Below are 26,242 nucleotides of genomic sequence, written 5' to 3'. Positions count from 1 at the left end.
GGAATGGAACTGATCGAGTATCCCGATGCCGAGATGATGATGATCGACCTGGCCAACCGCCTTGCCGGGCAATTGCGGCAGGCGCTGAGTGCACGCGACATCGTCTCGTTCGCCGTTCCCGGTGGAACCACGCCGGGGCCCGTCTTCGATGCGCTCTGCGCGGCCAATCTCGATTGGGCGCGGGTGCGGGTACTGCCCACCGACGAACGCTGGGTGCCGCAGACATCGCCCCGCTCCAATGCTCGCCTGATCCGCGAGCACCTGCTGACCGGCCGTGCCGAGGCCGCCACGTTGATCCCGCTCAGCTCTGACGCCGCGACGCCTGAAGAGGGGCTGGAGGCGCTGACGCAAAACCTTCTCCCCGTCCTGCCGCTGTCGGTGGCGCTGTTGGGCATGGGGGCGGACATGCATACTGCCTCGCTCTTTCCCGGAGCCGATCAGTTGCAGGCCGCCCTGCACGGCGACGCCCCGCTTGTTGCCATCCACGCGCCCGGCGCGCCCGAACCCCGCGTGACGCTGTCGGCCCGCGTGCTCAACGACGCGATGAGCCTGCACGTCGTCATCACCGGTGATGACAAGCGCGCAGCGCTCGACCGCGCGCGAAACCTTCCCCCCGAACAGGCCCCGATCGCCGCCGTCCTGTCGGGCGCGACCGTGCACTGGGCCGCTAACTGAAGCGGAGACTTGCCCCATGTGGAACGCCCTGCGCCAGCATCACGCCACCACGTCCGACCGCCCTATCGCCGACATGCTCGACGCCGACCGCGCGCGGGATTTCTCGGTGCAGACGGGCGACCTGTTGCTCGACTATTCCAAGACCAATATCGATGCCGAAGCGCGCGCGCTGCTGATTGATCTTCTGGACAGGCGCGGCGTTGCCGCCCGGCGCGAGGCGATGTTCAGCGGCGCCAAGATCAATGAAACCGAAGGACGCGCGGTGCTGCACACGGCGTTGCGCAACCTCGATGGCGGCCCGGTTATGGTCGATGGCGAGGATGTCATCCCGCAGGTGCGCGCCACACTCGACCGGATGGCGGAGTTTGCCGAGGCGGTGCGCAGTGGCGCCTTCAAGGGGCAGGGCGGCCCGATCAAGGATGTCGTCAATATCGGCATCGGCGGGTCGGACCTTGGCCCGGCGATGGCGGCCCGCGCGCTGGCGCCCTACCATGACGGGCCGCGCACGCATTTCGTCTCCAACGTCGATCCCGCCGATATCGCCACCGTGTTGCGCGGCTGCGATCCGGCCACGACGCTGGTCATCGTCGCCTCCAAGACCTTTACCACGATCGAGACGATGACCAATGCGCGCACCGCCAAGGCCTGGATGGGCGAGGCTGTGGCCGATCCCGCGGCGCAGTTCGTGGCGCTTTCGACCGATCTTGAAAAGACCGGCGCCTTTGGCATCCACCCCGATCGTGTCTTCGGCTTCGAGGACTGGGTCGGTGGCCGCTATTCGATGTGGGGGCCGATCGGGCTGAGCCTGATGATCGCCATCGGTCCTGACGCTTTCCGCGCCTTCCTGCGCGGTGGTCAGGACATGGACCGCCACTTCCGCGCCGCCGAATGGCACGAGAACATGCCGGCGCTGCTGGCCCTTGTCGGAATCTGGCATAACCAGGTCTGCGGCCACGCCACCCGCGCCGTGCTGCCTTACGACCAGCGGCTGGGCCGGCTCCCCGCCTATCTTCAGCAGCTGGAGATGGAGAGTAACGGCAAGCGCGTCAGCATGGATGGCGCCGATCTGACTTGTGAATCGGGGCCCATCGTCTGGGGCGAACCCGGCACGAACGGCCAGCATGCCTTTTACCAGCTGATCCATCAGGGTACCCGGATCGTGCCGTGCGAATTCATGATCGCGGCCCAGGGCCACGAGCCGGACCTGCATCACCAGCACCAGTTGCTGATCGCCAATTGCCTCGCGCAGTCCGAGGCGCTGATGAAGGGCCGCAGCCTCGACGAGGCACGCGCGATCATGGCGAAGAAGGGCCTGTCGGGGGACGAACTGGAACGGCAGGCGCGCCACCGCGTCTTTCCGGGCAACCGCCCCTCGGTCACGCTGGCCTATCCGCAGCTGACGCCGCATGTGCTGGGCCAGATCGTGGCCCTCTATGAGCACCGGGTCTTTGTCGAGGGCGCGGTGCTGGGCATCAATTCCTACGACCAGTGGGGGGTGGAGTTGGGCAAGGAACTCGCCAGTTCGCTTCAGCCGGTCGTCGAAGGCCGGGCCGACGCGACGCAAAAGGATGGCTCGACGGCGGCACTGGTGGGCTATCTGCGCACCCACGGCGCCTGAACCACTGCCTGTTTCGGGCCAGGCCCCTTCATCTTGGTCCAAATACCTCCCGCGCGGAGCGCATCGGCCCCGCATGGCGGGGCCGAATTGCAACTGAACAGTTAGCTCCGCGGCCCCGAACCTGCCGCGACTGGGAGGACGCGACAGGCCCGGAGCCACGGTCCTACAACCGAAAAGGGGGTACTATTTCGGCAGCAGGACACCGTTGACGACGTGGATCACGCCGTTCGACTGCATCACGTCAGAGATCGTCACGCGGTAGGCTTGCCCGCTTTCGTCATAGATCCAGAGCGCGCCCGAGGGCGTCACCTGCGCCGAAAGCGCATCACCCGACACGGTCTGCATGTTGTAAAAGCCGGTGGGCGAGGCCTTGGCCCGGGCGATCATCTGCTCGGCGGTGATTTTGCCCGCGATGACATGTGCGGTCAGGATCTTGACCAGCGTCGCCTTGTTCTCGGGCTTGAGCAGGGTTTCAACGGTCCCCGCAGGCAGCGCCGCGAAAGCCTCGTTTGTGGGGGCGAAGACGGTGAAGGGGCCGGGCCCTTCCAGCGTGTCGACAAGCCCCGCGGCCTTGACGGCGGCCACCAGCGTCGTGTGGTCGGCCGAGTTGACCGCGTTCTCGATGATGTTCTTGCTGGCATACATCGGTGCGCCGCCGACCATCGGGTTGCCGCCCATCGTTGCGGCAAAGGCCGGGGCGGCCATCAGGGACGCGGCAAGCAGCGCGGAGGGGAAGAGACGTTTCATCGTGGTTCTCCTTCGTTTGGGCCCCCCGGCCTGGGGGGCGAACATACGAAGCCACGCATGAGAGCGGGGGCGAGTTTCACTCGCCCCCGGTTTTTTCGATCACGGATGCGTGAGGCGCCCGGTTGCCGGCCGGGGAGGGGGCGCTGCCCCCGCGCGCGGTGCCCGCGCGCCCCCCGGAGTATTTGCGGCAAGATGAAGCGCGGCGGCGGGCCTCAGGCCGCGTCGGTCCGTTTCGGCAGGCGCCAGCCCTTGCGCACGAAGTGGCAGGTATAACCGTGGGGGATGCGCTCGAGGTAGTCCTGATGCTCGGGCTCGGCCTCCCAGAAATCGCCGGCAGGCTTGACCTCGGTCACAACCTTGCCGGGCCAGAGGCCCGAGGCATCGACATCGGCGATGGTGTCGCGCGCGATGCGGTCCTGTTCGGGGGTGGTGGGGTAAATGCCAGAGCGGTAGCTCAGTCCGCGGTCGTTGCCCTGCCGGTTCAACGTGGTGGGGTCGTGGATCTGGAAGAAGAATTCCAGCAGTTCGCGGTAGCTGATGCGCGCCGGATCGAAGACGATCTCGATCCCTTCGGCATGGGTGCCGTGGTTGCGGTAGGTGGCGTGGGCCACGTCGCCGCCGGTATAGCCGACCCGGGTTCGGATCACGCCGGGCAGCTTGCGGATCAGGTCCTGCATGCCCCAGAAACAGCCGCCAGCCAGGATCGCGGTTTCTTCCGCCATGATGTCCTCCGATGTTGCATTGTGTCCAACATAGGTTCCCATGGCCGGCGCGTCATCTGTTCTGACGGTGCCGTGATCATGCCAAAAGAAAAGACCGCCCAAAGGGGCGGCCCTGTCACTCTGCCATTGTGGTTTGGATCAGCCGTTCCAGGTGCGAACCGGGCCACAATCCATGTGCACGAAATTGGAGCGCGGATATGTGCCAACGCCGCCGGCCGCACAGGATTTGGCCGCAGCCGACACCTGGTGGACGGTCCGGCTGGCCAGCCGCAGGTCGTTGGCCTCGCCCCGCATATGCAGCGAATTCTTGGCCACGCCGCGCGAGTGCGCGCGCAGGTAGGCGTTGGTTTCGGGCGAGCGGTAGCCCGAGAGCAGCATGTAGGGTTCGGTCACGTCGAGCAGTTTGTGCACCGCGGCAACGATATCCATCGTGCGGGTGTCGATCGGCATGATCGTCTCGGTCCGCCAGTCGCGCATGAAATAGGTGATCTCGGACATCGCCTCGGGGATATACTGCCCCTCGACCCAGTAGATCATGTCGAGCTTTTCGCCAGTGCGTGGCGCGTACATCCGGATCCGCCGAATATCGCCAGCCCCCCGCAGAAAGCCAGCTGCCATCGAGTATGTCGGTGCTGCGGCGACGGTGGTGGCTGCGAAGGCCCGCAGAAGGCCGCGTCGAGAAATGCTCGAAGTCGTGCTTGTCATTGGAAGTGCCTGTCCCGTCGTTTCGTCATCCGCGCGAGCAGCGGATTTGTTACAGAGTCCCCAAGTGCTGTAACTTTATGACATATGACGAATCGTTGACCAAGTCCTGAAACCGCTCGCTGTGGCTCTGGAGCCGCTTGTCGGCAAAAACTTGCGCAAATCCGCCGGAAAGCCGCGTCTGTTGCATCTTTGCAAAGGCCCGGGGGCCTTGGCGCGGCTGTAATGGGGTCCGCGGCGGTTCTGTCTGGACCTTCGGGGGGCAAGCGCGTCACACTCGACGCGTTGCGCAGCATGGCTGCACAGAAAGCGGAGGGTGTGATGACGATGAACAGGCGTGAACTGATGGCCGGGCTGGCCGCCGGCACGGTGGTGGTTCCGTTCGCGACATCCGCCAGTGCGCAGGTGCCCGCCTTCATGCAGGGTGTGGCTCAGGCCGCCTCGCAGGACGAGGATCTGGCCGCCTTCTACCGCGCGCGCAATTTCGAAGGGATCTGGAGCGGCACCGACCGCGCGGCGCAGGAGCGGCGCAACGCGTTGCTTGCCGCCTTCGCGATTGCTCCCGATCATGGCCTGCCCGCTGCGCGCTATGATCCGCAGGCGCTGATCGGCCGGATCCGCGCGGCCACCCAGCCCATTGATCAGGGTATGATGGAGGTGGAGCTTAGCCGCCTCTTCCTGCAATTCGCCCGCGACATCCAGACCGGTATCCTCACCCCGGGCCAGATTGATGACGGGCTGAAGTTGCAGGTGCCTTACCGCGCGCGCCTCGGCACGCTGCAGGCCTTCGCACAATCGACACCGGCGGCCTTTTTGCGTTCATTGCCGCCATCCTCGCCCGAATATGGCCGGCTTTTACGCGAAAAGGCGATCATGGAGCGGATGCTGGCTGCGGGCGGCTACGGCCCCACCGTGCCCGGCGGCAAGCTGGAGCCTGGCGCCAGTGGCCCGGCCGTGGTGGCCCTGCGCAACCGGCTGATCACGATGGGATTCCTCGACCGCAGCGTCAGCCAGGATTACGACGCCGCGCTGCAGGCAGCGGTGCAGCGTTACCAGGCGGCCAATGGCCTCAGCACCGATGGTGTCGCGGGACAGGGCACGCTGGACGAAATCAACCGCCCGCTTGAGGCGCGTTTGGCCTCGGTCATCGTGGCGCTGGAGCGCGAGCGCTGGATGAACAGCCCGCGGGGTGCGCGACATATCTGGGTCAATATCCCCGATTTCACCGCGCGCATCGTCGACAATGACAATGTCACCTTCGAATGCCGCGCCGTTGTGGGGCAGACCTCGGTTGATCACCAGACGCCCGAGTTTTCCGATGTCATGGAGTTCATGATCATCAACCCCAGCTGGTACGTGCCGCGCTCGATCATCGTGAAGGAATACCTGCCGCAGTTGCAGGCCAACCCCTTTGCCGCGTCCAACCTTCAGATCACCGATGCCTATGGCCGCGTCGTCGACCGCAGCACGGCCGATTTCAACGCTTACACGCAGTCGAACTTCCCCTTCTCGATGCGCGAGCCGCCCAGCCAGGGCAATGCGCTGGGGCGGGTGAAATTCCTGTTTCCGAACCCCTACAACATCTACCTGCACGACACGCCGTCCAAGAGCCTGTTCAACCGCGAGGTTCGCGCGTTCAGCCATGGTTGCGTACGTTTGGGCGACCCGTTCGATTTTGCCTACACGCTGCTGGCGCGGCAGGAAGCGGACCCGCAGGCCGTCTTCAAGGCCGGTCTGGATACCGGGGTGGAGACGCGGGTTGATCTGGTCGATCCGGTGCCGGTGCACCTGACCTATCGCACCGCCTTTACCAACGTGACCGGCGGCGTCCAATTCCGGCGCGACATCTACCGGCGCGACCGCGATATCTGGAATGCGCTGGCGCAGGCGGGGGTGGCGGTGCGCGCGATCGCGGCGTAAGCCGGGGCACGTCAGCCGCCCCCTGCGAGGAGCCCCGCGCCATGTCGCATAGCATAGCCGAGATCGCCGCGGCGCTAGGGGCCGTGGCCCATGGCGAGGTGTCGATCAAGGTGACCGGTGCCGCCGAACCGGCCAGTGCGGCGCCCGATCAGCTTGCCCTTGCCATGTCCCCAGCCTATGCGCCGGGGCTGGCAGAAGGGCGCGCGCGCGCCGCGATCGTGTGGCCCGGTGCTGACTGGCGGGCATTGGGCCTTCTCGCCGCGATCGAGGCACCGCGCGCCCGCCTTGCGCTGGCCCGGCTGACCGCAATGCTGGACGACGGCCCCGACATCGCCCCGGGCGTGCATCCAACGGCCGTGATTGATCCGACGGCCGTTCTGGGCGCCGAGGTTTCAGTCGGGCCGCTGACGGTGATCGGCGCCGGCGCGCAGATTGGCGCAGGCACACGCATTGCCGGACAGGTCACCATCGCGTCGGGGGCGCGGATTGGCCCTGACGGATTGATCGGACCGGGCGTGCGGGTTTGTCGCAACGTCGCGATCGGAGCGCGCGTTGTGATTCAGCCCAATGCGGTGATCGGCGGTGACGGGTTTTCCTTCGTGACCGAAACCCCCTCGAACGCGGAACGCGCCCGCAGCCAGCTGGGTGGCGAGATGACACCGCCCGAGGGCGACCCGCGCTGGCACCGCATTCACTCGCTGGGCGGCGTGGTGATTGGCGACGATGTTGAGATCGGCGCGCTGGCGGCCGTCGATGCCGGCACGATCCGGCCGACCCGGGTGGGCGATGGCTGCAAGCTCGACAACCATGTGCAGATTGGCCACAACGTCACGCTGGGCCGGCATTGCCTGCTGGCCGGGCAAAGCGCCGTGGCCGGGTCCAGCGTGCTGGGCGACAGGGTGGTGCTGGGCGGCAAGGCGGGCGTTGTCGACAACATCAGGGTGGGCGACGACGTGGTCCTCGCCGCCGGGGCGCTGGCCCTGTCAAATGTCCCTGCGGGGCGGGTGATGATGGGCAGTCCGGCGGTACGAATGGAGACGCATATCGAAAGTTACAAGGCACTGCGGCGCCTGCCTCGCCTGCTGCGTGACCTCACGCTCCGTCAGAAATCGGTTTCAAAGCCGGGCGAGAGTGACTAAATCACCGCCAGAGACCGTGACCAGGGAACCACCCGTAATGAGTATCGAGGACCGCGTCATCGCCATCATCGCGTCTCAGGCTTTGCTGGAGCCCTCCGATATCCGGCCGGACCAGACGCTTGAGGACCTCGGCATCGACAGCCTTGGCCTTGTCGAAAGCATTTTCGCGATTGAGGAAGCTTTTGACATCTCCGTGCCCTTCAACGCCAACGACCCCTCCGACAGCGCCTTCGACATTTCGTCGGTCGCCTCGATCATCCGCGCCGTCGAAGGCTTGGTGAAGGAGCAGGCGCGCGGATGAAGCGCGTCGTCATCACCGGCGCCGGCACGATCAACCCACTGGGCCATGACGTTCCCGCCACGCTTGAAGCGATGCGCGAGGGGCGTTGTGGAATCGGCCCGCTCGATATCCGCGATGTTGACCGCTTGGCGATCCAGATCGGCGGGCAGGTGCGCGATTACGACGAACACGTGCATTTCAACCGCCAGCAGATCGCGCTTTACGATCGTTTCACCCAGTTCACCCTGTTGGCGGCGCGGCAGGCGATCGACCAGTCCGGCCTGCGCCCGGTCGGAGAGCTGGCCAATCGCGCCGGCGTCGTGCTGGGCACCTCGGGCGGCGGGTTGACCACGCAAGACGAGAATTACCGCGCCGTCTACGAGGAGGGGAAGAACCGCGTTCACCCCTTCATCGTGCCCAAGCTGATGAACAATGCCGCCGCCAGCCATGTCAGCATGGAATGGAACCTGCGCGGGCCGTCCTTCACCGTGGCGACGGCCTGCGCCTCGTCCAACCACGCGATGGGGCTGGCGTTCCAGATGGTGCGCTCGGGCATGGCGACGGCGATGGTGACCGGCGGGTCGGAATCGATGCTGTGTTTCGGCGGCATCAAGGCATGGGAAGGGCTGCGCGTGATGTCGCGCGATGCCTGTCGGCCGTTCTCGGCCAACCGCAGCGGCATGGTGCAGGGCGAGGGCGCCGGTGTCTTCGTTTTCGAGGATTACGACCATGCCCGTGCCCGCGGGGCCGAGATGCTGGCCGAGGTGATCGGTTTCGCCATGTCCTCGGACGCCTCCGACATTGTGATGCCATCCAAGCAGGGCGCCGCGCGCGCCATTGCGGGTGCCATCGCTGATGCCGGCGTGCCGAAAGAGGCGGTGGGCTATATCAACGCCCACGGCACCGGGACGGCGGCCAACGACAAGACCGAAAGCGCCGCCGTGGCGGATGTGTTCGGCCGCCATGCCGACCGGCTGATGTTGTCCTCGACCAAGTCGATGCACGGCCACCTGATCGGCGGGACCGGCGCTGTCGAGCTGCTGGCCTGCATCATGGCGGTGCGCGACGGCGTGATCGCGCCCACTATCGGCTATGAAGAGCCTGATCCTGAATGCGCGCTGGACGTGGTGCCGAATGTCGCGCGCGAGGCGAAGGTGGATGTGGTTCTGTCGAATGCCTTTGCCTTCGGTGGTCTGAACGCCGTCATCGCCCTGCGCGGGATTTGACCCCCTCCAACGAAAAACGCCGCCCCTTGGGGCGGCGTTCAACCTGTTTCGCAATCAAGCGCCTCAGTTGCCCGAAGCAGCCGGGGCAGCGGCCGGCGCCGGGGCGGGCAGGCTGGCATAACCCGCCGTAAAGCCCTTCAGCGAGATCTCCACGCTGACCGGCTGGTTCGGCGTGGCGACCGGCGTCAGCGTCAGCGTTGCGGTGGCGCCCTTGCGGAACTGGTCGACCTCGTCTGCGGTGAAGCCGATCCGCGCGATGCAGCCGGCCCGGTTGCAGAAGGTGAACGGGTATTGCTTGGCCTGATCCGTTCCGACCACCAGCGTCAGGTTCTTGGTCAGCAGCGTCTCCAGCGGCGCGACGATGGTTGAGCCTGCCGCGGCAGGCGCGCCGCTGGCCAGTGGGAAAATGCTGATTTCGGCCACGGAGTTGCCGTTTGAATCTTTCAGCAGTTGGTAAAGCTGACAGGGGTCTTTGCCATCGGCCGTCTTGAGGCAGCGCGACGACCAATCGGTGAAGGTTTCCTTGATGTAGGTCTGGCCGACCTGCGGCTCAGTCGTGCCGTCGGAATTGACCGTGGTCCCGAGGTTCAGGTCGGGAGCGGCCGGCGCCCCTGACGAGGTCTGGTCCTGCGCGAAGGCAGGGGCGGCGGCACAGATGGCCAGCAAGGCCAAAGTCTTGATCGGGTTCAACATGGGTCCATTCCAGTCGTTCTTTTCGAAATTGCCTCTAGCATGCCCGCGCGGTGCTGTCAGGGCCAAAACCCGTCCGGCATGGCGGGACTTTGCCGAGATCGCGAAGGCGTGACCGGGCGATGGGCCGGCCACGGCAGGGTCCCGGGCGGCACCTTGCACGGAGACCGCGCCAGCCGGCCCTTCCTCACGGGCCTTCGCGCCCTTGATACCAGGCCAGCGCCTCGGCTTCGGTCCGTGCGATGAACGGGCCTTTCGCCACCAGATAGGTGTCGCGCGTCGTTCCGGGCAGGGCAACGATCTGCCGCTTCAGGGCAGAATATGCGGCGGCCGTCTCCGGATGTGCGATCAGGTAGTCCCGGAAGGCGAGATGCCGGACCGCATGGGCCGATCCCTGCACGAAGACATGCAGGTGATGGGTACGGCGGCCCGCGGCGTCGTCCTTGAGAAAGAAACGCCGGCCTTCAATGCCATGGGGCCCCATCGCCCTGTAATTCAGACCCTCCAGTGCAGGCGAGACCAGGTCGAGCCCGGCCAGATCGGGCACCTCGCCCAACAGGTCGATCGTGGGCTTGGCAAGGATGCCGGCAATGGCCGTGCTGCCGATATGATGAAGACGGATGGTGCCAGCGCCCAGCCGCGACGAAATTGCGGCAGCTTCGGCATGAAAGGCATCGGCCCAGGCCGGATCATGGGGAACGACGATTGCATCCATCGCAGCCTCGCGGCCCCTGCAGGCGGTGGAACTGGGCGCCAGCCCGACGCAAACCATTGCGTCCCCGCCTGCAGTCCGGGCCGCAACGGCATGATGAAAATAAGAAAAGGGACCGCGAGATGGTCCCTTTTCCTGATCTCCCTGTCGGACTTGGCCGATCTATTGACGCGCATGGTTAGCCAAGCGGCCGGGGGGCGTCAACCGGTATTGCTCGCGCGGCTGTGACGCCTCCGTGAAAAGCACCGCGCCACGGGGGCGCGGCCAGTTTCTGGGAAGGAGAACCATGGCGCGCAGGGCCATTCGCCGCGGCACTGCCCGGCGGCCCGACACGTGCATTCAGGCTGGCATGACCGGGTTAACACTGTATTTTGCGTGCGAACGGGCAGGCGGGAGGCGCATATGGGCGACGGCATCTTCATCGGCGGGGGCGGCGAGGGTTACGGCACACCGCAACAGCTTCTGCTGGGTTTCGGCAACCGCCACGGCCTTGTCGCCGGAGCCACCGGCACCGGCAAGTCGGTGACGCTGCAGATCATGGCCGAGGGGTTCTCGGCCGCGGGTGTCCCGGTCTTCCTGTCGGACGTGAAGGGCGACATGTCGGGCATCGGCGCCTCGGGCAGCCCCGCCTTCAAGCTGCACGACGCCTTCATGAAGCGCGCCGCCACCATCGGCCTCGATCTGCAATATTCGGCTTTTCCGGCCACTTACTGGGACCTCTTCGGCGAACAGGGCCATCCGATCCGTGCCACCGTGGCCGAGATGGGGCCGCTCCTGCTCAGCCGGCTGCTGGAACTGACCGACGTGCAGGAAGGCGTGATGAACGTGGCCTTCCGGGTGGCCGATGAACAGGGCCTGCCGCTGCTCGACCTTGAAGACCTGCAGGCGCTGTTGGTCTGGGTTGGCCAGAACGCCAAGGACCTGTCGCTGAAATACGGCAACATTGCCACATCGTCGGTGGGCGCGATCCAGCGGCAATTGCTGGTGCTGGAAAACCAGGGCGGCGCGAACCTCTTTGGCGAGCCGGCGCTCGATCTCAAGGACATGATGCTGCTCGACGCGCAGGGGCGGGGCCGCATCAACATCTTGGCCGCCGACAAGCTGATGAACTCTCCCAAGCTCTACGCGATGTTCCTGCTGTGGCTGATGTCGGAGTTGTTCGAAGAACTGCCCGAGGTCGGCAACCCCGACAAGCCGAAACTTGTCTTCTTCTTCGACGAGGCGCACCTGCTGTTCGATGATGCGCCCAAGGTGCTGGTCGACAAGGTGGAACAGGTCGCCCGGCTGATCCGGTCCAAGGGCGTGGGGATATATTTCGTCACGCAGAACCCCGCCGACGTGCCCGAAACCGTGCTGGGCCAGTTGGGCAACCGGGTGCAGCACGCGCTGCGCGCTTTCACCGCCAAAGACCGGCAGGACCTGCAGAAGGCCGCGCAGACCTACCGCGACAACCCCCGTTTTGACACCGCCGAGGCGATCCGCGAGGTCGGCACCGGTGAGGCCGTCACCTCGATGCTCGATGCCAAGGGCGTGCCCGGCGTGGTCGAGCGCACGCTGGTGCGCCCGCCCTCGTCGCAACTGGGCCCGATCGACCCTGCAGAACGGGTGGCGCTGATGCGGTCGTCGCCGGTGGCAGGGAAATACGACACCAAGCTCAACCGCGATTCCGCCGCCGAGATGCTGGCGCGCAAGGCCGAGGCCGCGGCCAAGGCCGCCGCCGATGCCGAAACGGCGCAGGCGCAGGCCGATGCGCAGGCCCGCGAGTACCACAATGCGCGTCGCTACGATGGTGGCAGGACCACCACGACGCGGCCCAGCCGCGCCAGCAAGCAGACCGATGTGGGCGGCGCACTGGCCAACATGGTCGTCAAGGAACTGACCGGCACGACCGGGCGGCGAATTGTTCGGGGCATTCTCGGCAGCTTCTTCAAGGCGCGTTAGGGGGCAGTCGGGACAACGCTTTGGCCCATTGACAGGACCGAAGGCCGCGCGTCAAAGCGGCCTGATCTTCAGCCGCGCCAGACGGTTGGCCTCGGTCTCGACCACCTCGAAGCGGAAGCCGTGGAAGCTGAACACCTGTCCCTTCACCGGGATCATCTGTGCCTCGTGGATCACAAGGCCCGCGATGGTGTTGGCTTCGTCGTCGGGCAGTTGCCAGTCGCAGGCGCGGTTGAGGTCGCGGATCGTCATGCCACCGTCCACAAGATAGGCGCCATCCTCGGTCCGCTCGATCGTTTCTTCCTCGTCGTTGTCATGCTCGTCGCTGATCTCGCCGACGATTTCCTCAAGGATATCCTCCAGCGTGATCAGCCCCTCCAGCGCGCCGTATTCATCGACCACCAGCGCGAAATGCGTCTTGCGCTTGAGGAACTGGCGCATCTGGTCGTCCAGCGTGGTGTATTCAGGGATGAAGTAAGGCTCCATCGCCACGCTCATGATGTCGAACCCGGCCAGCTCTGTCTGGCTGACCGCGCCATCGTCGCGCATCATCCGGTGCAGCGCGCGCAGCAGGTCCTTGGCGTGCAGCACGCCCACGATGTTCTCGGGCTCGCCCTTCCAGAGCGGAATGCGGGTATGGGCGCTGTCGAGCACGTGCGACAGGATCTCGGCCACCGGCAGGCCCGCATCGATCATCTCGATGTTGGAGCGGTGCAGCATGATCTCCTCGACCATGCGTTCGGACAGGTCCAACGCGCCAAGGATGCGGTCGCGGTCCTCCTTCTCGACGATCCCCTCGGAATGGCCCAGTTGCAGCGCGCCCGCGATTTCTTCGCGCACGGCAAGGATATGGCTGTCGGGATCGGCCCGCACACCGAAGACCCACAGCACCCCGCGCACGAACCAGCGCACCGCGCCGACCAGCGGCGAGAAAAGCAGGATCACGATGCGGATCGGCGCGGCCACGCGCGCGGCCACCGTCTCGGGGCTGGTGATGGCGTAGGTCTTGGGCAGCACCTCGGCAAAGATCAGCACGAGGATCGTCATTGCCAGCGTCGCCACCGCCACTCCGTTATGCCCGAAGGCGCGGGTCAGAAGTGCTGTCGCCAGCGACGTGGCAAGGATGTTGACCACGTTGTTGCCCAGCAGCACCGAACCGATCAGCCGCTCGTTGTCCTCGGTCACGTTCAGCGCGGTGCGCGCGCCCTTCGAGCCGCGGTCGGCCGCGGCGCGCAGCTTGCCGCGCGAGGCAGCAGTCAGCGCCGTCTCCGAGCCGGAAAAGAAGGCCGAGATGACCAGCAGCACGACGATCACCGCGGCGGTGATCCAGAAGGCGGCGTCAAGGGTAGAGGGCGATGTCACGGACACGGGCTCACGCGAAAGGGAACAGCAGTGGTTATGGGGAGCGGCGCGGCCAACATCAAGGCTTGCCGCCACCCTCGCGCGCCTGCCGGGCCAGCGGGTGATGCGTATCGACCAGTTCCTTCAGCCGTTCCTGCAGCACATGGGTATAGATTTCGGTCGTGCCGATATCGGCATGGCCCAGCATCGTCTGGATCGCGCGCAGGTCCGCCCCCCGCGCCAGAAGATGGGTGGCGAAGGCGTGGCGGATGATGTGCGGCGTGACCGTCTCGGGTGAAAGCCCCGCGGCGACTGCCAGCTCTTTGATCAAGAGGAAAAAGCGCGCGCGCGTCAGGTGGCCGGACTTGCCGCGCGAGGGAAAGAGGAAGCGCGAGGCAGGCCTGCCGTTGGCCCGAGCAGCCGCCTCGGTCGCGTCGCGCAAGACCAGCCATTCGGTCACGGCCTCGCGGGCGGGCGGCGAGAGGGGCACCATCCGCTCCTTGTCGCCCTTGCCGCGAACCAGCAGCATCCTTGGATCGCCCCGCACCGCCGAAACCGGCAGTTCCACCAGCTCGCTCACCCGCATGCCCGTGGCGTAAAGCAGTTCCATCAGGCAAGTATTGCGCACCCGGTCGCGCCCCGGCGCCCGCGCCGCGGCCAAAAGCGCGTCGACCTCCGCCTCGGCCAGGGTCTTGGGCAAACGGCGCGGCCGGCCCGGCCCCTTCAGCCGTCCGGCCGGATCATCCGCGCGCCAACCTTCGGCGAACGCAAAACGGTAAAGCTGCCGGATCGAGGACAGGCGTCGGGCGCGGGTGGTGGTGGCCAGTCCCGACGCTTCGCATCCGATCAGGTAATCCTCGATCGTGTGTTGGTCGGCCCCGCCAAGGCTGCCGCCGCGCGCATCCAGCCAGTCGGTGAAATCGCGCAGGTCGCGGGCATAGGCCAGTTGCGTGTTGCGCGCGGCCCCGGCCTCGGCGGCCTGTGCGTCAAGAAATGCCGCGATCCAGCCTCGGTCGGTGGCGGGCGCGCTCATGGCGCGCGGTCAAGCAGCAGGTATTGCAGCGCCGCCTTGCGCGCGACGTTTTCCAGCCCCACCTGCCTCAGCAGCGCCAGTGCGTCGGTCACCTGCACCGGATCACCGGCAAGCCCCGCGTTGAATGTCGCCACCGCCTGCAAAAGGGCCTCGCCCAACTTGCCCTGCGTCACCAGCCCGGCCAGCGCGGGTGACGGGGCGGCACCGGAAAAGGCCGCGGCCACGGCCCGGGCGCGGGCAGCCTCCGTCCAGCCGGCCGGCACATCGGTCGGGGTCACGCTGCCGCGCGCAAGGGCGGCAAGGAACCGTTCTTCGTCGGTCGTCGGCTGGTAGGCCTGCGCCGCGGCCTCGTAGGACGGCGAAAGCAGCGCGATACGAAACGCCAACGCCGCGGCCTGCCCCGTCAGTGGCATGGCGCGCACCTGCTCGGCATAAAGCTTGGCAAATGGCACCTCGCAGCGGACAGACTGCATCGCGGCCCAAGCGGCAGGCAGGGCTGCTGCGACCGCGCCCGCATCGCCCGCCGTCACCGCGGCGTCCAGCGTCTGTACCGCCTGCGCCCGGTCCCAGACGCCGCCCGAAGCCGCAGGCGTGCGGGCGGTGTAGAGCGCCTGCAACACGTTTTCCGACAAGGCACCGTTGCGGGCCAGCCGCTCGGCCGCCTCAATCTGTCCCTTCCAGCCCGTCGTATCGGCCAGATCGGCATTGGCAAAGGCGCGCGGCAAGTCGCCGGTGGCCAGAGGCTCGCCAATCGCCTCACGCAGACGGAAGATCAAAGGTGTGACATGCGACGGCGGGGGCAGGGGCGGCGCGCCGTCGGCATAGGCCGGATCGAGAAAGCGGGTCAGCAATTCCTCCTCTTCAGGCGGAATGTCACCCAGTGCGCGGCCGGTATTCAGAATCAGCGCCGCCACGTCCCATTGCCCACCACGAGCGATGCAGAACACACGCGCGGCATAAGTTGGCAGGATGTCGGGCTGACTTTGCAGCAGTTTGCAGGCGGTATCCTCGGTCCGGGTCAGCAGCGCGATGTCAAACCAGCGGCGGAAAAGGGCGGGCGTGTCGGGCTTGGCTGCCTCGATCAGCGATTGCGCGGGCTCCAGCGCGCCCAGGTCCAGCAGCTTGTCCACCCGCGCCAGGAACAGCGGGCTGCCCTTGCCCGCGCCTGCCGGCGGGTCGGCCTCGGCCAGCATTAGCGTGACGATCAGGTCCTGCAGGGCCGGCAGCGTCTCGACCCGTTCGGCACCGATCAGGTCGGTCAAGGTGGCCGCGTCGCTGGCCGCCCACAGCGTTGCCGGCAAGCCGGTGACCGAGGGCGGCAGGATTCCGACGCCATCGACCGTGGCCTGTCCCAACGGCTGGCTGGTGACGGGCGGCGTGCTGGCAGAGCCGCTCACCGGCGGTTCGGTGGGCGTGGCGGGCTGGCTGGGCGTTTCAACGCTTTGCGACAGCCAGCCAATCGCCGACATCGGCGCGGTCGTGGCCTGTTGGGCCGCCACGCCGCTGGCAATCAGCCCCGCCATCGCCGCTGCCGCCAAGGCGCGCATGGCTATTGCGCGTCCAGCGTGACGGTTGCCGTTACCTGCTGTCCCGGCGCCGCGAAATCGGTCGGGAACAGAATCGGGCCGACATAGGCGAACCCCACGAGGCCGATCCCCGCCAACACCGCGAGAAAGAACAGTGCCTTGATAAGTCGCCATAACATCGTGTCTTTTATCCTTGTTTCCGGGTGTATCCGGGTTGCGGTATCGGGTTTATATATGGCCTTTCTTTCAAGATCACGCCATTCAGGCAAACATCCCGTGATTGCGCGCGGGACGGCCGACGGGAACGAGCCGGGGGAGGGGCCGCCGCGATGACCGATCACCATCCGCCATCCGTGCCGGGCCGGCTGCACCGCAGCGTCGTGATGGTGGGCATGATGGGCTCGGGCAAAACGGCGGTGGGCCGCGCGCTGGCGCAGCGGTTGGGTGTGCCCTTTGTCGATTCCGACGCCGAGATCGAACTGGCCGCGCAGGCCACCATTGCCGAGATCTTTGCCCGCGACGGCGAGGCATTCTTTCGTGACCGCGAGGCCGAGGTGATTGCCCGCCTTTTGGCGGGCCCGGCCGGCATCCTCTCAACCGGCGGCGGCGCTTGGCTGGCCGAGCGAAACCGCGTTGCAGTGGGTCGGCTGGGCGTGTCGGTCTGGCTTGATGCGCCGCTGGCGCTGTTGTGGGACCGGGTCCGGCACAAGGATACCCGCCCGCTCTTGCGCACCGCCGATCCACGCGGCACGCTGGCCTCCCTTCACGCCGCGCGCGTGCCATTCTACCGGCTGGCCGACCTGCGTATCGACGTCAAGCCCGACAATTCCATCGACCAGACCACGGCGCAGGTGATCGCCGCGCTGGCTACCCGCCCCGACATTCTGGAGCTTGCATGATGCCCCACAAGATCGTCCGCGTCGATTTGCCCGGCCGGGCCTATGACATCCTGATCGGACCGGGCCTTCTGGCCGAAACGCCGCGCCACCTTGCGCCCCACCTGGCGCGTCCGCGTGTCGCCATCATCACTGACGAGACAGTGGCAGGTCTGCATCTGGCCAGCCTGACCCAATCGCTCGATGCAGCCGGCATCGCCCATGCGACGTTGCGCTTGCCGGCGGGCGAGGCCACGAAAGGCTGGCCGCAACTCACCCGCACCGTCGAATGGCTGCTGGACCAAAAGACCGAACGCGGCGATCTGGTGCTGGCCCTCGGTGGTGGCGTCATCGGCGATCTGGCGGGCTTTGCCGCCGCCATCGTCCGGCGCGGCATCCGCTTCGTGCAGATCCCCACCACCCTGCTCGCGCAGGTCGACAGCTCTGTCGGCGGCAAGACGGGGATTAACACCGCGCAGGGCAAGAACCTTGTCGGCGCCTTCCACCAGCCCGTGCTGGTTCTGGCCGATACCGCGCTGCTGGACACGCTGCCACCGCGCGACCTTTTGGCGGGCTATGGCGAGGTGGTGAAATACGGTCTGCTGGGCGATGCCGATTTCTTCGAATGGCTGGAACAGAACGGCCCCGCGCTGGCCAAGGGCGATCCGGCCGCGCGCGCCCATGCCGTTGCGCGGTCCTGCCAGATGAAGGCGGGCATCGTGATGCGCGACGAGACCGAGCAGGGCGAACGGGCACTGCTGAACCTCGGCCACACCTTCGGCCACGCGCTGGAGGCCGCGACCGGCTATTCCGACCGGCTGCTGCATGGCGAGGGCGTGGCGATCGGCTGCGCGCTGGCCTTCACGCTGTCCGCCCGGCTGGGCCTTTGCAGCCAGGAAGAGCCCAGCCGTGTCGCGGCCCACCTGCGGGCGATGGGCATGGCCGCCGACCTGTCGGCCATTCCCGGCCCGCTGCCCGATGCCGACGGCCTGCTTGCACTGATGGCGCAGGACAAGAAGGTCGTCGCGGGCCAGCTGCGCTTCATCCTCGCGCGCGCAATCGGGCAGGCCTTCGTCACGGCCGATGTCTCGACCGATGCCGTCCGCGCTGTTCTGGCCGAGGCGCTGGCCAGCCGCGGCTGAGCCGGCCTTCCCCCTTCATCTTGCCGCAAATACTCCGGGGGGGAGGCCCGGGCACGGGCCGGGGGGGCAGCGCCCCCCTGACCCCGCATCCTACAGCCGTCCGGCGCTCAGTTCGATGATCTCGGTCGTCGTTTGTGCCTGTCGCGCCGCGTTGAGGTCGCGGCGCAGGTCACGATGCAGGTCCTGAAGGTTCGCCTTGGCGCGCATCATCGCCGTCATCCGCGCCTCGTTCTCGGCGGTATGGGCCACCAGCAGCGCGGCGCAGATCTCGGCAAAGACCCATTCCTCGATCAGCGCGGCCATCAGCGCGGCGACCGGTAGCGTCAACAGCGGCGCCCCGCCGCCCCGCGTGGCGGGCAGCACCCCGGCCGGATCGAACGGCAGAAGCTGCCGGGTGACCAGCGGCTGGCCGTCATGGCTGGGCCGGGCATGCAGGATGCGCACCGGCCCCGCGCCCTGCTGGGCCAGCCGGGTGAAGAGGGCATCGACCACCCGGCTGGCCAGCCCGGCGATCTCGTCGACATGGGCCGGCATCGGCCGGTCCCAAACCCGGTCCAGCCCGCGATCGTCGCATTCGCTGATGCAGCGTTGGCCCAGCACCATCAACTGCAACGCCGGATCGGCCGATCTGGCCTCGGCCGCCGCCGAGACGATCCGTTCGCTATAGGCCCCGCTGAAGCCCTGGCTGGCCCCGATCACGATCATCAGGGCGGGCCCAGCGGCAGGGCCACTGTCGCTGCCGGTGAACGTGGCCGGATCGTGCGCCAGCGCCTGTGCCATCGCGCGGGTGACGGTCGCCGCGTGGGCCTCGGCCGCGGCAAGGTGGCGGCGCGCCTCCTGCGCCTGCGCGGTGGCCAGCCCGCGCAGCGCCAGCACCACCGTCTCGATCTGGGCGATGTTGCCCATCCGCGTGGTGATGTCCTCGGGCCGCTCCGTCATGGCGCGGGCCCGGCGGCCGCAGCAATGGCATGGGTCACGCAGGCCAGAAGGGCGGCCTGCACCGCGGGCGTCTGCGACTTGGCTGCCGGGTCGAACGCGGCCAGCGCGGGTTCGGCATCGATGATCGCGGGTAGCGCCGCCTTGACGCGCGGAATCGCCTCCAGCGCCACCGCGTCGAAATGGCCCTCGGCCAGCGCGCTTAGCAAGGCGACCTGATCGATCACCCGCAGCGGCGCGTAGCGCACTTGCGTCAACAGCGCGCCGATCCTGTCGCCATGCGCGATCCGCGCCTTCATCTGCGCGTCGCCGAAGCCGCCGAAGCGGGCGAACATGCGCAACTCAAGGTATTGCGCGTAATCAAGACGCACCCGGCCCGCCACTGCCTTCAGCGCCGCCACCTGTGCCTTGCCGCCCACCCGGCTGACCGACAGGCCCACATCGACCGCCGGGCGCTGGCCCGAGGCGAACAGCGTGCTCGACAGCACGATCTGCCCGTCCGAGATCGAGATCAGGTTGGTCGGGATATAGGCCGACAGGTTGCCTGCCTCGATCTCGGCAATGGGCAGCGCCGAGAGCGATCCGCCGCCGCGCGCGGGCGACAGTTTCGCCGCCCGTTCCAGCAGGCGCGCGTGCAGGTAGAAGATGTCGCCCGGATAGGCCTCGCGCCCCGGCGGCTGACGCGCCAGCAGCGCCAATTCGCGGTGCGTGGTGGCGTGCTTGGTCAGGTCGTCATGCACCACCAGCGCGTGACCGCCCGCATCGCGGACCGCCTCGGCGATGGTGGTGCCGGCAAAGGGTGCGAGCCAGCGCAGCCCCGGCGGCGCGGTGGCGGGCGCCACCACGAAGACCGATCGCGCCATCGCGCCGCGCGCCTTGACGGCGGCGATCACGCGGGCCACGGCCGTCGCGCGCTGGCCGATGGCGACATAGACGCAGACCATGTCGCCGCCTGCCTGGTTTATCATCGTGTCCACGGCAATGGCGGTCTTGCCCGTCGCCCTCTCGCCGATGATCAGCTCGCGCTGGCCGCGCCCGATGGCGAAAAGCGAATCGATCACCAGGATGCCGGTCTGCAACGGCTCGCTGACGAAATCGCGCTCGATGATCGCGGGGGCTGGCCGTTCGACCGGCAGCAGCGTGGCGCCTGACAGTGGCGGCCCGTCATCGAGTGGCCGGCCCAGCGGGTCGATCACCCGGCCCAGCAATTCGTCACCCACAGGCACGCTGACCACGGTGCCGCTGCACCGCACCGGGCTGCCCGCCGAGATCCCCTCGTCGGGGTCCAGCAGCGCGACCTGTACGCGCTCTTCCTCGAGGTTGAGGACGAACCCGCGCGCGCCGCCGTCGAATTCCAGAACTTCGCCCAGCACCGCATCGGGCAGACCCGTTACCTCGGCCAGCCCGTCGGCGATGGCGGCAACGCGGCCCAGCAGTTCGGCCTCGGGGCCAAGCTCCATGGCATCGACGCGGGCGGCAAGCCGGTTGAGGGCGTCGGGATCAGTCGCCATCACGCAACGCCTCCGCCAGTTTTTCCAGCCCCGCGCCGAGAGAATTGCGCACCTCGCCGCTCTGGCTGCGGATCTCGACCCCGGCGATCAGGCCATGGGCAACCTCCAGCGGGCAATCCGCCGCGCCGGGCCAGCCGGTGGCCAACCGCGCCCGCAGCCGGGCTGCCGCCTCATCCGTCAGCGCTGTTGCAACAACAAGTCGTGGCGCCTCGGCCCGGTCCAGCAACGCTGCATGTTCGTCGCGGGGCAGGGCGGTCAGTTTGCCCGCCAAGGTCTCTGCAAAACTGTCAAGCAGGGCGTCGGGCGGCACCTGCGCCAGCACCTTGCGGGCCAGTACGACGGCTAGGTCGGCCGCCATCTGCACCTGCCGCGCATCGTGCCGCTCATGCAGCGCGGCAAGGTCGTCTTGCGCCTTCTGCAGTATCGCCCGCGCCTCGGCCTGCGCGGCCTTCACCGCCGCCTCGGCCTGCGCGGCGGCCTCGTCACGCGCCTTTTCCAGCACCTGCATCCGTGCGGCAGCGTTGGCCGCCGCGGCCTCTTTCGCCGCAACCTCGGCCGCCTGAGCTGCTGCTTCGGCTTTGGCCGCCTTTTGCAGGGCAGCGGCCGTCTCGGCCTGCCGTTTGGCCACGATATCGGCCACGGGACGGAAGAAGAACCGGCCTAGCAGCCATAGCAGCACGGCCACGTTGACCAGCTGGAAGGCGAATGTGACCCAGTCGAATTGCACGTGCTCTGTTCCTTCGTTAGCCCGCGTAGGGGTTGGCGAAGAGAACCAGCAGCGCGATGACGAGGCAGTAGATCGCCGTTGTCTCGATCATCGCAAGGCCCACGAAAAGTGTGCGCGAGATGGTGCCGGCCGCCTCTGGCTGGCGCGCAATCGCCTCCAGCGCCGCGGCCACTGCGCGGCCCTCGGCCAGCGCCGGGCCTAGTGCGCCGAAAGATACGGTGAACCCGGCAACGAGGATGCTGATGATGTCGATGTAACCTGTCATGGACTGTCCTTTTCGGTTGCGGGAGTGGTGGGCTGGGCCGGACGGGGGCTGTGCCCCTCGCTGACGGCCGCCGCGATAAAGACCATCGCCAGCACGGCGAAGATGTAGGCCTGCACGGCGCCGGTCAGCATGTCGAGCGCCATCAGCGGGATCGGCACCAGAAGCCCGGCCAGCAGGCCGATGATGCCAATGACGAAAACCCCGCTCATGACATTGCCGAACAGGCGCACCGTCAGCGACAGCGTGCGCGTCAACTGCTCGACGAGGTTGAGCGGGATCATCACCCAGCTGGGCTGGGCAAAGGTGCGCAGGTAACCCAGCGGCCCATGCGCGCGCAGCCCGTGCCAGACCGTCGCCACGAAGACCAGCGCCGCCAGCGCCGCGTCGGTTTCCAGATGCGCGGTTGGCGGCTCCACCCCCGGCACGAGCGACGACCAGTTGCAGGTGAAGATGAAGATAAAAAGCGTGCCGATCAGCACCCGGTAGGGCGCGGGGCTGGCCTCGACCGTGGCGGCGATCTGGTCGTCGATCGCCTCCACCAGCAGTTCGGCCACCGCCTGCGCGGGGCCGGGGATCAGGCGCAGGTGACGGCCGATCAGAACGGCGCCCAGTAACAGCACTGCCATCACGGCCCATGTCGTGACCACTATGGTACTGACCGGCACCGGTCCGGCCATGAAGGCGATCTGGGTGGTCAGGGGCGAAGCGATCATTCTGCGGCCCTTTCCCGGCGCAGGATCAGCGCACGACCCAGCGCCAGCCCGACAGCGGCTGCCAGCAGCATGGGCCAGCCCCAGCGCGCCATTGCCAGCAGCACGGCCGCCAACACCACCATGCGGGCCACCTGCACGGCGACTGCCCGCATCTGCCCCTCGGCCAGCCGCCGCGCGACCCAGCCCAGCGTGGCGAAATGCACTGCCCCCGCGACCAGCCCCAGCGCGAAGGCCAGCGCCAGCGCCACCGGCAGGGCCCAGGACGGGCCGGAAAGGGGTGTCAGCAGCACGCTCATTGCTGGTGCATCCAGCGGAAGGCCAGCCACAGACCCAGCGCCGCGCCCAGCATCGTCAGCGCCGCGGCCAGCGTGATGCCCCCGCCCAGCAGCCGGTCAAGCCAGTGGCCAAACAAGAGCCCCAGCAAAGTAGGCAGCACCGTCATCCATCCCAGAACGCCGATCTGGGCAAAGCGGCGGCCCAACGACGGCTCTGGGTCGTCCTGCTCCATCTGCCGGCGCATCGCCGCGCGGTGGGCCGCGTCGGAGAGGTCAGCGGGCCGTTCGGGCCGGTTGTCTCGCGGAGGCTCAGCCATCGCCCCGGTCCTCCGCCGCGATCAGTTCCGCCGGATCGGTCCGTCCGGCAAGATGCTGCATGATGGTGCGGATCGCCTGCGCGTGCAGCCGGGTCTGCGCCACCCTCGCGCGCGCGGCCTCGGCGGCGGCAGCCTCGCGCGCGGCGGCGACCATGGCCTCCAGCCGGTCCAGATCGGTGCCTGTCACCGCCTCGCGACAGGCCACGCGCACCTCGCGGCCGCCGCTGACGCTCAGCACCCCGCCGCGCACCGCGCAATAACGCAGGGCTCCCGCGCCGTCGCGCCAGCGCAGCACACCCGAGGCCAGCACGGTCAGCAGGTCGACATGGCCGTGCAGCAGGCCGAAACTGCCCGAGGCATCTGCGGCGCGCACCGCGGCGACATCCGTCTCGTCAACCACGACCGCCAGCGGCGTGGTGACGACAAGGTGCAGCGCGCCGCTCATGCCGCCTTGCCTTGGCGCGCGGCCTCTTCCTTGGCCCACGCCTCGTCCAGCGAGCCGACCATGTAAAGGCTGTTTTCCTGCCAGTCGTCGCACTCGCCCGCGATGATCGCCTTGCAGCCCGCCACCGTGTCAGTCACGGGCACAGTGCGTCCGGCCATCCCGGTAAACGCCTCGGCCACGAAGAAGGGCTGGGTCAGGAAACGCTGCAACCGCCGTGCCCGGCCCACCGCCAGCCGTTCCTCGGGTGCCAGCTCCTCGACGCCCAGCAGCGCGATCACGTCCTTCAACTCGCGGTAATGCTCGATCAGTTCGCGCACCTCGCCCGCGACGGCGGCGTGTTCGGCCCCCACAACCAGCGGGTCGAGCAGGACAGAGGTGGTCGCGATCGGGTCGATCGCCGGGTAGATCCCTTCGGACGCCAGCTGCCGCGACAGCACCACCATGCTGTCGACATGGGCGGCGATGGCCCCGACGGCCGGATCGGTGAAATCATCGGCCGGGACATAGACCGCCTCGATCGCCGTGACCGAGGCCTGCCCGACCGAGGCGATACGCTCCTGCAACTCGGCCACCTCGGTTTCCAGCGTCGGCTGGTAGCCCACGCGCGAGGGCATCCGGCCCAGAAGCCCCGACACCTCGGCGCCCGCTTGCACGAAGCGAAAGACGTTATCCATCAGAAGCAGCACGTTGCGCGCCTCGGCGTCGCGGAAATGCTCGGCCACGGTCAGCGCGCTCAGCGGCACCCGCCAGCGCGCGCCGGGCGGTTCGTTCATCTGGCCATAGACCAGCACGGTCTTGTCCAGCACGCCCGAAGCGGTCATCTCCTGCAACATTTCGTGCCCTTCGCGGCAGCGCTCGCCCACGCCCGCGAAAACCGAGATGCCGTCATAGCCGGCGGCCATGGCGTGGATCAGCTCCATCACCAGCACCGTCTTGCCCACGCCCGCGCCGCCGAACATCGCCGCCTTGCCGCCTTGTGCCAGCGGCGCCAGCAGGTCGATCACCTTGATGCCGGTGGCGAAGATCTGGGTCGCGGCGGCCTGCGTGGTCAGGCGGGGCGCGGCGTGGTGGATCGGCAGGCGCAAGATGTCGGGCGGCAGGGCAGGGCCATCGTCGGCGGTGTTGCCCAGCACGTCGAGCAGACGGCCCAGAACGCCTTCGCCCACCGGTGCCAGCAGCGGCCCGCCCGTCAGCCGTACCGACGCCCCCCGGCCCAGGCCTTGGGTGGGCTGCAGCGCGATGGCACGCAGCGTATGCGCGTCAAGATGCGCCTGCACCTCGGCCATGATCACGCCCTCGGGCGCGGCTATTTCCAGCGCATCGTGGATCTCGGGCAGCGAACCGGTGACGCGGATATCCAGCACTGGGCCCCGCACCGCCACCACATGGGCAGTTGCGGCGGAGGCCGTTGGATCAGCACCAGACGTCATCGCGCGCTCGGCCAAAGCGGTCCCCCTGTCACGCATGGGCGTGCCCTCGGCTCGCCCAGACCATTACCCTACCGCCCCCGGGACGGGCCGGGATTGATGCAGATCAGACTGTTGGTGCAGAGGGAGGTCAAGGGTGGACGCCCCCCGCGTCTTGTCGCAGTCGGGTTCCTATGGCTGACGCAGGGGCGCAGATCGGTCGCATGCCCTGCGTGGCAACCGGCCCGGAACCGCATGAAACCGCTATGGCGCGACATCCGCGGCCGATTCTGCTACCGTCGGGTCGTGCGCCGCTCAGGCCGATTGTTGGACGTGGCGCAGGGGTGGGGCGATTTTTGTCCCACCAGAGGGGCGCATTTTCGCCCCGCCAAAGGGGGAACCATGAAAATCGCTGCAATACAGCAACCACCCGTTTACATGGACAAGGAGGCCTCGCTCGCCCGCGCCGTCGATCTCATCGCCGAAGCCGCCGCCGCGCAGTGTCGGCTGGTCGTCTTCCCGGAAACGTGGCTGCCGGGCTATCCCACCTTCGTCTGGCGGCTCCCGCCCGGGGCAGGCATGAAGAAGACGGACGAACTCTTTGCCCTGGCACAGGAAAATTCGATCAACCTCGCGCGGGATGAGCTCGCACCGGTAAGGGCGGCGGCAAAGGAACATGGCGTGGTCGTGGTCATGGGGCATCAAGAGATTGACGGGGCGCTCAGCGGCAGCACCCTTTTCAATAGCGTCGCGATCATCGACGCGGACGGCACCCTTCTGAACAACCACCGCAAGCTGATGCCGACCAACCCCGAACGGATGGTCTGGGGTTTTGGCGACGGCTCCACGCTTCGGGTCGTGGAGACGGCTGTTGGCCGGGTCGGCGCGTTGATCTGCTGGGAAAACTACATGCCGCTGGCGCGCTTCGCGCTCTACGCACAGAACATCGACATCTACGTCGCCCCGACATGGGATAGCGGCGACACCTGGCTGGCCACGATGCAGCACATTGCGCGGGAAGGCGGATGCTGGGTCGTAGGCTGCGCCACTGCCCTTGAGGCCGCCGACGTGCCGCAAGACCTGCCCTACCGCGACGAACTGTTTCCTGACCCTGCGGAGTGGATCAACCCCGGCGACGCGGTGGTTTACAAGCCCTTCGGTGGCCTTGCCGCGGGTCCGATGCGCAATGAAAAGGGACTGTTGATTGTCGAGATCGACGTCCCTGCCGCGGCCGCATCACGCCGCAAGTTCGACGCCAGCGGACACTACGCCCGCCCGGATGTCTTCACCCTCAGCATAAACCGGACCAAACAGTCGCCGATCCTGTTCGCGTGAGGGCAGCTAACACTGCTGATCTATCA

28 protein-coding genes are annotated in these 26,242 nt (G+C 67.4%); 10 read left to right on the top strand and 18 right to left on the bottom strand.

The genetic code is table 11. The annotated features are described in order from the left end of the window. The first annotated feature begins 3 nt into the window (after nucleotides 1–3). Nucleotides 4–675 carry a 6-phosphogluconolactonase gene (pgl, locus tag GC146_RS13575; protein WP_291839645.1) on the top strand — a complete coding sequence of 224 codons (672 nt, stop codon included), beginning with the start codon at nucleotides 4–6 and terminating at the stop codon, nucleotides 673–675. Continuing rightward, nucleotides 572–2,293 (top strand): glucose-6-phosphate isomerase, encoded by a 1,722-nt coding sequence (pgi, locus tag GC146_RS13570; protein ID WP_291839642.1) that lies wholly within the window; start codon nucleotides 572–574, stop codon nucleotides 2,291–2,293. Before pgl ends, pgi begins: the two co-directional genes overlap by 104 nt. A gap of 183 nt (nucleotides 2,294–2,476) precedes the next feature. Here pgi and GC146_RS13565 read toward each other — a convergent pair whose 3' ends face one another. From GC146_RS13565 to GC146_RS13555, 3 genes are all read right to left on the bottom strand, one after another. Beyond that, the gene (locus GC146_RS13565) at nucleotides 2,477–3,040 is read right to left on the bottom strand and encodes a fasciclin domain-containing protein (protein WP_291839639.1); all 564 of its coding nucleotides are present in this window, start codon (nucleotides 3,038–3,040) and stop codon (nucleotides 2,477–2,479) included. Between the two features lie 212 nt (nucleotides 3,041–3,252). Beyond that, nucleotides 3,253–3,762 carry a peptide-methionine (S)-S-oxide reductase MsrA gene (gene msrA, locus GC146_RS13560; protein WP_291839636.1) on the bottom strand — a complete coding sequence of 170 codons (510 nt, stop codon included), beginning with the start codon at nucleotides 3,760–3,762 and terminating at the stop codon, nucleotides 3,253–3,255. A gap of 138 nt (nucleotides 3,763–3,900) precedes the next feature. Beyond that, the gene (locus tag GC146_RS13555) at nucleotides 3,901–4,467 is read right to left on the bottom strand and encodes a DUF882 domain-containing protein (protein WP_291839633.1); all 567 of its coding nucleotides are present in this window, start codon (nucleotides 4,465–4,467) and stop codon (nucleotides 3,901–3,903) included. 291 nt (nucleotides 4,468–4,758) lie between these two features. Here GC146_RS13555 and GC146_RS13550 point away from each other — a divergent pair, with 291 nt between their 5' ends. The 4 genes from GC146_RS13550 to GC146_RS13535 are packed head-to-tail and all read left to right on the top strand — an operon-like array spanning nucleotide 4,759 to nucleotide 9,029. Then, nucleotides 4,759–6,384: a L,D-transpeptidase family protein gene (locus GC146_RS13550; protein ID WP_291839631.1), complete on the top strand. Its 1,626-nt coding sequence runs from the start codon at nucleotides 4,759–4,761 to the stop codon at nucleotides 6,382–6,384. A gap of 41 nt (nucleotides 6,385–6,425) precedes the next feature. Then, entirely contained in the window at nucleotides 6,426–7,523 is a 1,098-nt protein-coding gene (locus GC146_RS13545) for a UDP-3-O-(3-hydroxymyristoyl)glucosamine N-acyltransferase (protein ID WP_291839627.1), read from the top strand. A gap of 37 nt (nucleotides 7,524–7,560) precedes the next feature. After that, nucleotides 7,561–7,824: an acyl carrier protein gene (locus GC146_RS13540; RefSeq protein ID WP_291839624.1), complete on the top strand. Its 264-nt coding sequence runs from the start codon at nucleotides 7,561–7,563 to the stop codon at nucleotides 7,822–7,824. Continuing rightward, nucleotides 7,821–9,029, top strand: a complete 1,209-nt coding sequence (locus GC146_RS13535) for a beta-ketoacyl-[acyl-carrier-protein] synthase family protein (protein ID WP_291839620.1) — start codon at nucleotides 7,821–7,823, stop codon at nucleotides 9,027–9,029. The genes GC146_RS13540 and GC146_RS13535 overlap by 4 nt, the downstream gene beginning before the upstream one ends. A 63-nt stretch (nucleotides 9,030–9,092) precedes the next feature. Here GC146_RS13535 and GC146_RS13530 read toward each other — a convergent pair whose 3' ends face one another. Together GC146_RS13530 and GC146_RS13525 are read right to left on the bottom strand one after the other, a co-directional pair. Then, entirely contained in the window at nucleotides 9,093–9,722 is a 630-nt protein-coding gene (locus GC146_RS13530; RefSeq protein WP_291839617.1) for an invasion associated locus B family protein, read from the bottom strand. A 184-nt stretch (nucleotides 9,723–9,906) separates the two neighbouring features. Continuing rightward, nucleotides 9,907–10,491 carry a GrpB family protein gene (locus tag GC146_RS13525; protein ID WP_291839614.1) on the bottom strand — a complete coding sequence of 195 codons (585 nt, stop codon included), beginning with the start codon at nucleotides 10,489–10,491 and terminating at the stop codon, nucleotides 9,907–9,909. Nucleotides 10,492–10,833: 342 nt separating this feature from the next. Between GC146_RS13525 and GC146_RS13520 the strand changes: the two genes are divergently transcribed. Continuing rightward, a complete protein-coding gene (locus GC146_RS13520; RefSeq protein ID WP_291839571.1) occupies nucleotides 10,834–12,372 on the top strand; it encodes a helicase HerA-like domain-containing protein in 1,539 nt (512 codons plus the stop codon). Between the two features lie 51 nt (nucleotides 12,373–12,423). Here GC146_RS13520 and GC146_RS13515 read toward each other — a convergent pair whose 3' ends face one another. The 4 genes from GC146_RS13515 to GC146_RS13500 are packed head-to-tail and all read right to left on the bottom strand — an operon-like array spanning nucleotide 12,424 to nucleotide 16,448. After that, entirely contained in the window at nucleotides 12,424–13,737 is a 1,314-nt protein-coding gene (locus GC146_RS13515; protein ID WP_291839568.1) for an HlyC/CorC family transporter, read from the bottom strand. Nucleotides 13,738–13,789: 52 nt separating this feature from the next. After that, nucleotides 13,790–14,743 (bottom strand): site-specific tyrosine recombinase XerD, encoded by a 954-nt coding sequence (locus tag GC146_RS13510; protein ID WP_291839566.1) that lies wholly within the window; start codon nucleotides 14,741–14,743, stop codon nucleotides 13,790–13,792. Then, nucleotides 14,740–16,266 (bottom strand): hypothetical protein, encoded by a 1,527-nt coding sequence (locus GC146_RS13505; RefSeq protein WP_291839563.1) that lies wholly within the window; start codon nucleotides 16,264–16,266, stop codon nucleotides 14,740–14,742. The genes GC146_RS13510 and GC146_RS13505 overlap by 4 nt, the downstream gene beginning before the upstream one ends. A 26-nt stretch (nucleotides 16,267–16,292) precedes the next feature. Further along, nucleotides 16,293–16,448, bottom strand: coding sequence for a hypothetical protein (locus GC146_RS13500; protein WP_291839560.1), 156 nt, complete (start codon nucleotides 16,446–16,448; stop codon nucleotides 16,293–16,295). Nucleotides 16,449–16,598: 150 nt separating this feature from the next. Between GC146_RS13500 and GC146_RS13495 the strand changes: the two genes are divergently transcribed. Next, nucleotides 16,599–17,168, top strand: coding sequence for a shikimate kinase (locus GC146_RS13495; RefSeq protein ID WP_291839557.1), 570 nt, complete (start codon nucleotides 16,599–16,601; stop codon nucleotides 17,166–17,168). Continuing rightward, nucleotides 17,165–18,286: a 3-dehydroquinate synthase gene (gene aroB, locus GC146_RS13490; protein ID WP_291839554.1), complete on the top strand. Its 1,122-nt coding sequence runs from the start codon at nucleotides 17,165–17,167 to the stop codon at nucleotides 18,284–18,286. Before GC146_RS13495 ends, aroB begins: the two co-directional genes overlap by 4 nt. A gap of 90 nt (nucleotides 18,287–18,376) precedes the next feature. Here aroB and GC146_RS13485 read toward each other — a convergent pair whose 3' ends face one another. Genes GC146_RS13485 through atpD form a run of 9 tightly spaced genes read right to left on the bottom strand, consistent with a single transcriptional unit; the run spans nucleotide 18,377 to nucleotide 24,905 of the window. Continuing rightward, the gene (locus GC146_RS13485; protein ID WP_291839551.1) at nucleotides 18,377–19,225 is read right to left on the bottom strand and encodes a F0F1 ATP synthase subunit gamma; all 849 of its coding nucleotides are present in this window, start codon (nucleotides 19,223–19,225) and stop codon (nucleotides 18,377–18,379) included. Continuing rightward, nucleotides 19,222–20,733 carry a F0F1 ATP synthase subunit alpha gene (locus GC146_RS13480; protein WP_291839548.1) on the bottom strand — a complete coding sequence of 504 codons (1,512 nt, stop codon included), beginning with the start codon at nucleotides 20,731–20,733 and terminating at the stop codon, nucleotides 19,222–19,224. Before GC146_RS13480 ends, GC146_RS13485 begins: the two co-directional genes overlap by 4 nt. Next, nucleotides 20,723–21,460: a hypothetical protein gene (locus GC146_RS13475; RefSeq protein ID WP_291839545.1), complete on the bottom strand. Its 738-nt coding sequence runs from the start codon at nucleotides 21,458–21,460 to the stop codon at nucleotides 20,723–20,725. The genes GC146_RS13480 and GC146_RS13475 overlap by 11 nt, the downstream gene beginning before the upstream one ends. Before the next feature lie 16 nt (nucleotides 21,461–21,476). Then, nucleotides 21,477–21,725 (bottom strand): F0F1 ATP synthase subunit C, encoded by a 249-nt coding sequence (locus tag GC146_RS13470; protein WP_291839543.1) that lies wholly within the window; start codon nucleotides 21,723–21,725, stop codon nucleotides 21,477–21,479. After that, nucleotides 21,722–22,438, bottom strand: a complete 717-nt coding sequence (locus tag GC146_RS13465) for a F0F1 ATP synthase subunit A (protein WP_291839541.1) — start codon at nucleotides 22,436–22,438, stop codon at nucleotides 21,722–21,724. The genes GC146_RS13470 and GC146_RS13465 overlap by 4 nt, the downstream gene beginning before the upstream one ends. Further along, nucleotides 22,435–22,734 carry an ATP synthase subunit I gene (locus tag GC146_RS13460; RefSeq protein ID WP_291839539.1) on the bottom strand — a complete coding sequence of 100 codons (300 nt, stop codon included), beginning with the start codon at nucleotides 22,732–22,734 and terminating at the stop codon, nucleotides 22,435–22,437. Before GC146_RS13460 ends, GC146_RS13465 begins: the two co-directional genes overlap by 4 nt. Further along, nucleotides 22,731–23,030 carry an AtpZ/AtpI family protein gene (locus GC146_RS13455; RefSeq protein WP_291839536.1) on the bottom strand — a complete coding sequence of 100 codons (300 nt, stop codon included), beginning with the start codon at nucleotides 23,028–23,030 and terminating at the stop codon, nucleotides 22,731–22,733. The genes GC146_RS13460 and GC146_RS13455 overlap by 4 nt, the downstream gene beginning before the upstream one ends. After that, nucleotides 23,023–23,475, bottom strand: coding sequence for a F0F1 ATP synthase subunit epsilon (locus GC146_RS13450; protein ID WP_291839533.1), 453 nt, complete (start codon nucleotides 23,473–23,475; stop codon nucleotides 23,023–23,025). Before GC146_RS13450 ends, GC146_RS13455 begins: the two co-directional genes overlap by 8 nt. Further along, the gene (gene atpD / locus GC146_RS13445) at nucleotides 23,472–24,905 is read right to left on the bottom strand and encodes a F0F1 ATP synthase subunit beta (RefSeq protein WP_291840731.1); all 1,434 of its coding nucleotides are present in this window, start codon (nucleotides 24,903–24,905) and stop codon (nucleotides 23,472–23,474) included. Before atpD ends, GC146_RS13450 begins: the two co-directional genes overlap by 4 nt. A gap of 378 nt (nucleotides 24,906–25,283) precedes the next feature. Between atpD and GC146_RS13440 the strand changes: the two genes are divergently transcribed. Next, a complete protein-coding gene (locus tag GC146_RS13440; protein WP_291839530.1) occupies nucleotides 25,284–26,216 on the top strand; it encodes a carbon-nitrogen hydrolase family protein in 933 nt (310 codons plus the stop codon). Nucleotides 26,217–26,242 lie beyond the last annotated feature (26 nt).

It is taken from the genome of Limimaricola sp. (assembly GCF_016125575.1).
Classification (GTDB): domain Bacteria; phylum Pseudomonadota; class Alphaproteobacteria; order Rhodobacterales; family Rhodobacteraceae; genus WGLM01.
The sequence above is the reverse complement of the archived record's forward strand: the minus strand, read 5'-3'. Positions and strand labels throughout refer to the sequence as shown.

Coding starts and splice junctions, on each gene's coding strand:
- pgl (WP_291839645.1), top strand. CDS start 4: ATGGAACTGATCGAGTATCCCGATGCCGAGATGATGATGATCGACCTG.
- pgi (WP_291839642.1), top strand. CDS start 572: ATGACAAGCGCGCAGCGCTCGACCGCGCGCGAAACCTTCCCCCCGAAC.
- GC146_RS13565 (WP_291839639.1), bottom strand. CDS start 3,040: ATGAAACGTCTCTTCCCCTCCGCGCTGCTTGCCGCGTCCCTGATGGCC.
- msrA (WP_291839636.1), bottom strand. CDS start 3,762: ATGGCGGAAGAAACCGCGATCCTGGCTGGCGGCTGTTTCTGGGGCATG.
- GC146_RS13555 (WP_291839633.1), bottom strand. CDS start 4,467: ATGACAAGCACGACTTCGAGCATTTCTCGACGCGGCCTTCTGCGGGCC.
- GC146_RS13550 (WP_291839631.1), top strand. CDS start 4,759: ATGGCTGCACAGAAAGCGGAGGGTGTGATGACGATGAACAGGCGTGAA.
- GC146_RS13545 (WP_291839627.1), top strand. CDS start 6,426: ATGTCGCATAGCATAGCCGAGATCGCCGCGGCGCTAGGGGCCGTGGCC.
- GC146_RS13540 (WP_291839624.1), top strand. CDS start 7,561: ATGAGTATCGAGGACCGCGTCATCGCCATCATCGCGTCTCAGGCTTTG.
- GC146_RS13535 (WP_291839620.1), top strand. CDS start 7,821: ATGAAGCGCGTCGTCATCACCGGCGCCGGCACGATCAACCCACTGGGC.
- GC146_RS13530 (WP_291839617.1), bottom strand. CDS start 9,722: ATGTTGAACCCGATCAAGACTTTGGCCTTGCTGGCCATCTGTGCCGCC.
- GC146_RS13525 (WP_291839614.1), bottom strand. CDS start 10,491: ATGGTTTGCGTCGGGCTGGCGCCCAGTTCCACCGCCTGCAGGGGCCGC.
- GC146_RS13520 (WP_291839571.1), top strand. CDS start 10,834: ATGGGCGACGGCATCTTCATCGGCGGGGGCGGCGAGGGTTACGGCACA.
- GC146_RS13510 (WP_291839566.1), bottom strand. CDS start 14,743: ATGAGCGCGCCCGCCACCGACCGAGGCTGGATCGCGGCATTTCTTGAC.
- GC146_RS13505 (WP_291839563.1), bottom strand. CDS start 16,266: ATGGCGGGGCTGATTGCCAGCGGCGTGGCGGCCCAACAGGCCACGACC.
- GC146_RS13500 (WP_291839560.1), bottom strand. CDS start 16,448: ATGTTATGGCGACTTATCAAGGCACTGTTCTTTCTCGCGGTGTTGGCG.
- GC146_RS13495 (WP_291839557.1), top strand. CDS start 16,599: ATGACCGATCACCATCCGCCATCCGTGCCGGGCCGGCTGCACCGCAGC.
- aroB (WP_291839554.1), top strand. CDS start 17,165: ATGATGCCCCACAAGATCGTCCGCGTCGATTTGCCCGGCCGGGCCTAT.
- GC146_RS13485 (WP_291839551.1), bottom strand. CDS start 19,225: ATGACGGAGCGGCCCGAGGACATCACCACGCGGATGGGCAACATCGCC.
- GC146_RS13480 (WP_291839548.1), bottom strand. CDS start 20,733: ATGGCGACTGATCCCGACGCCCTCAACCGGCTTGCCGCCCGCGTCGAT.
- GC146_RS13470 (WP_291839543.1), bottom strand. CDS start 21,725: ATGACAGGTTACATCGACATCATCAGCATCCTCGTTGCCGGGTTCACC.
- GC146_RS13465 (WP_291839541.1), bottom strand. CDS start 22,438: ATGATCGCTTCGCCCCTGACCACCCAGATCGCCTTCATGGCCGGACCG.
- GC146_RS13460 (WP_291839539.1), bottom strand. CDS start 22,734: ATGAGCGTGCTGCTGACACCCCTTTCCGGCCCGTCCTGGGCCCTGCCG.
- GC146_RS13455 (WP_291839536.1), bottom strand. CDS start 23,030: ATGGCTGAGCCTCCGCGAGACAACCGGCCCGAACGGCCCGCTGACCTC.
- GC146_RS13450 (WP_291839533.1), bottom strand. CDS start 23,475: ATGAGCGGCGCGCTGCACCTTGTCGTCACCACGCCGCTGGCGGTCGTG.
- atpD (WP_291840731.1), bottom strand. CDS start 24,905: ATGACGTCTGGTGCTGATCCAACGGCCTCCGCCGCAACTGCCCATGTG.
- GC146_RS13440 (WP_291839530.1), top strand. CDS start 25,284: ATGAAAATCGCTGCAATACAGCAACCACCCGTTTACATGGACAAGGAG.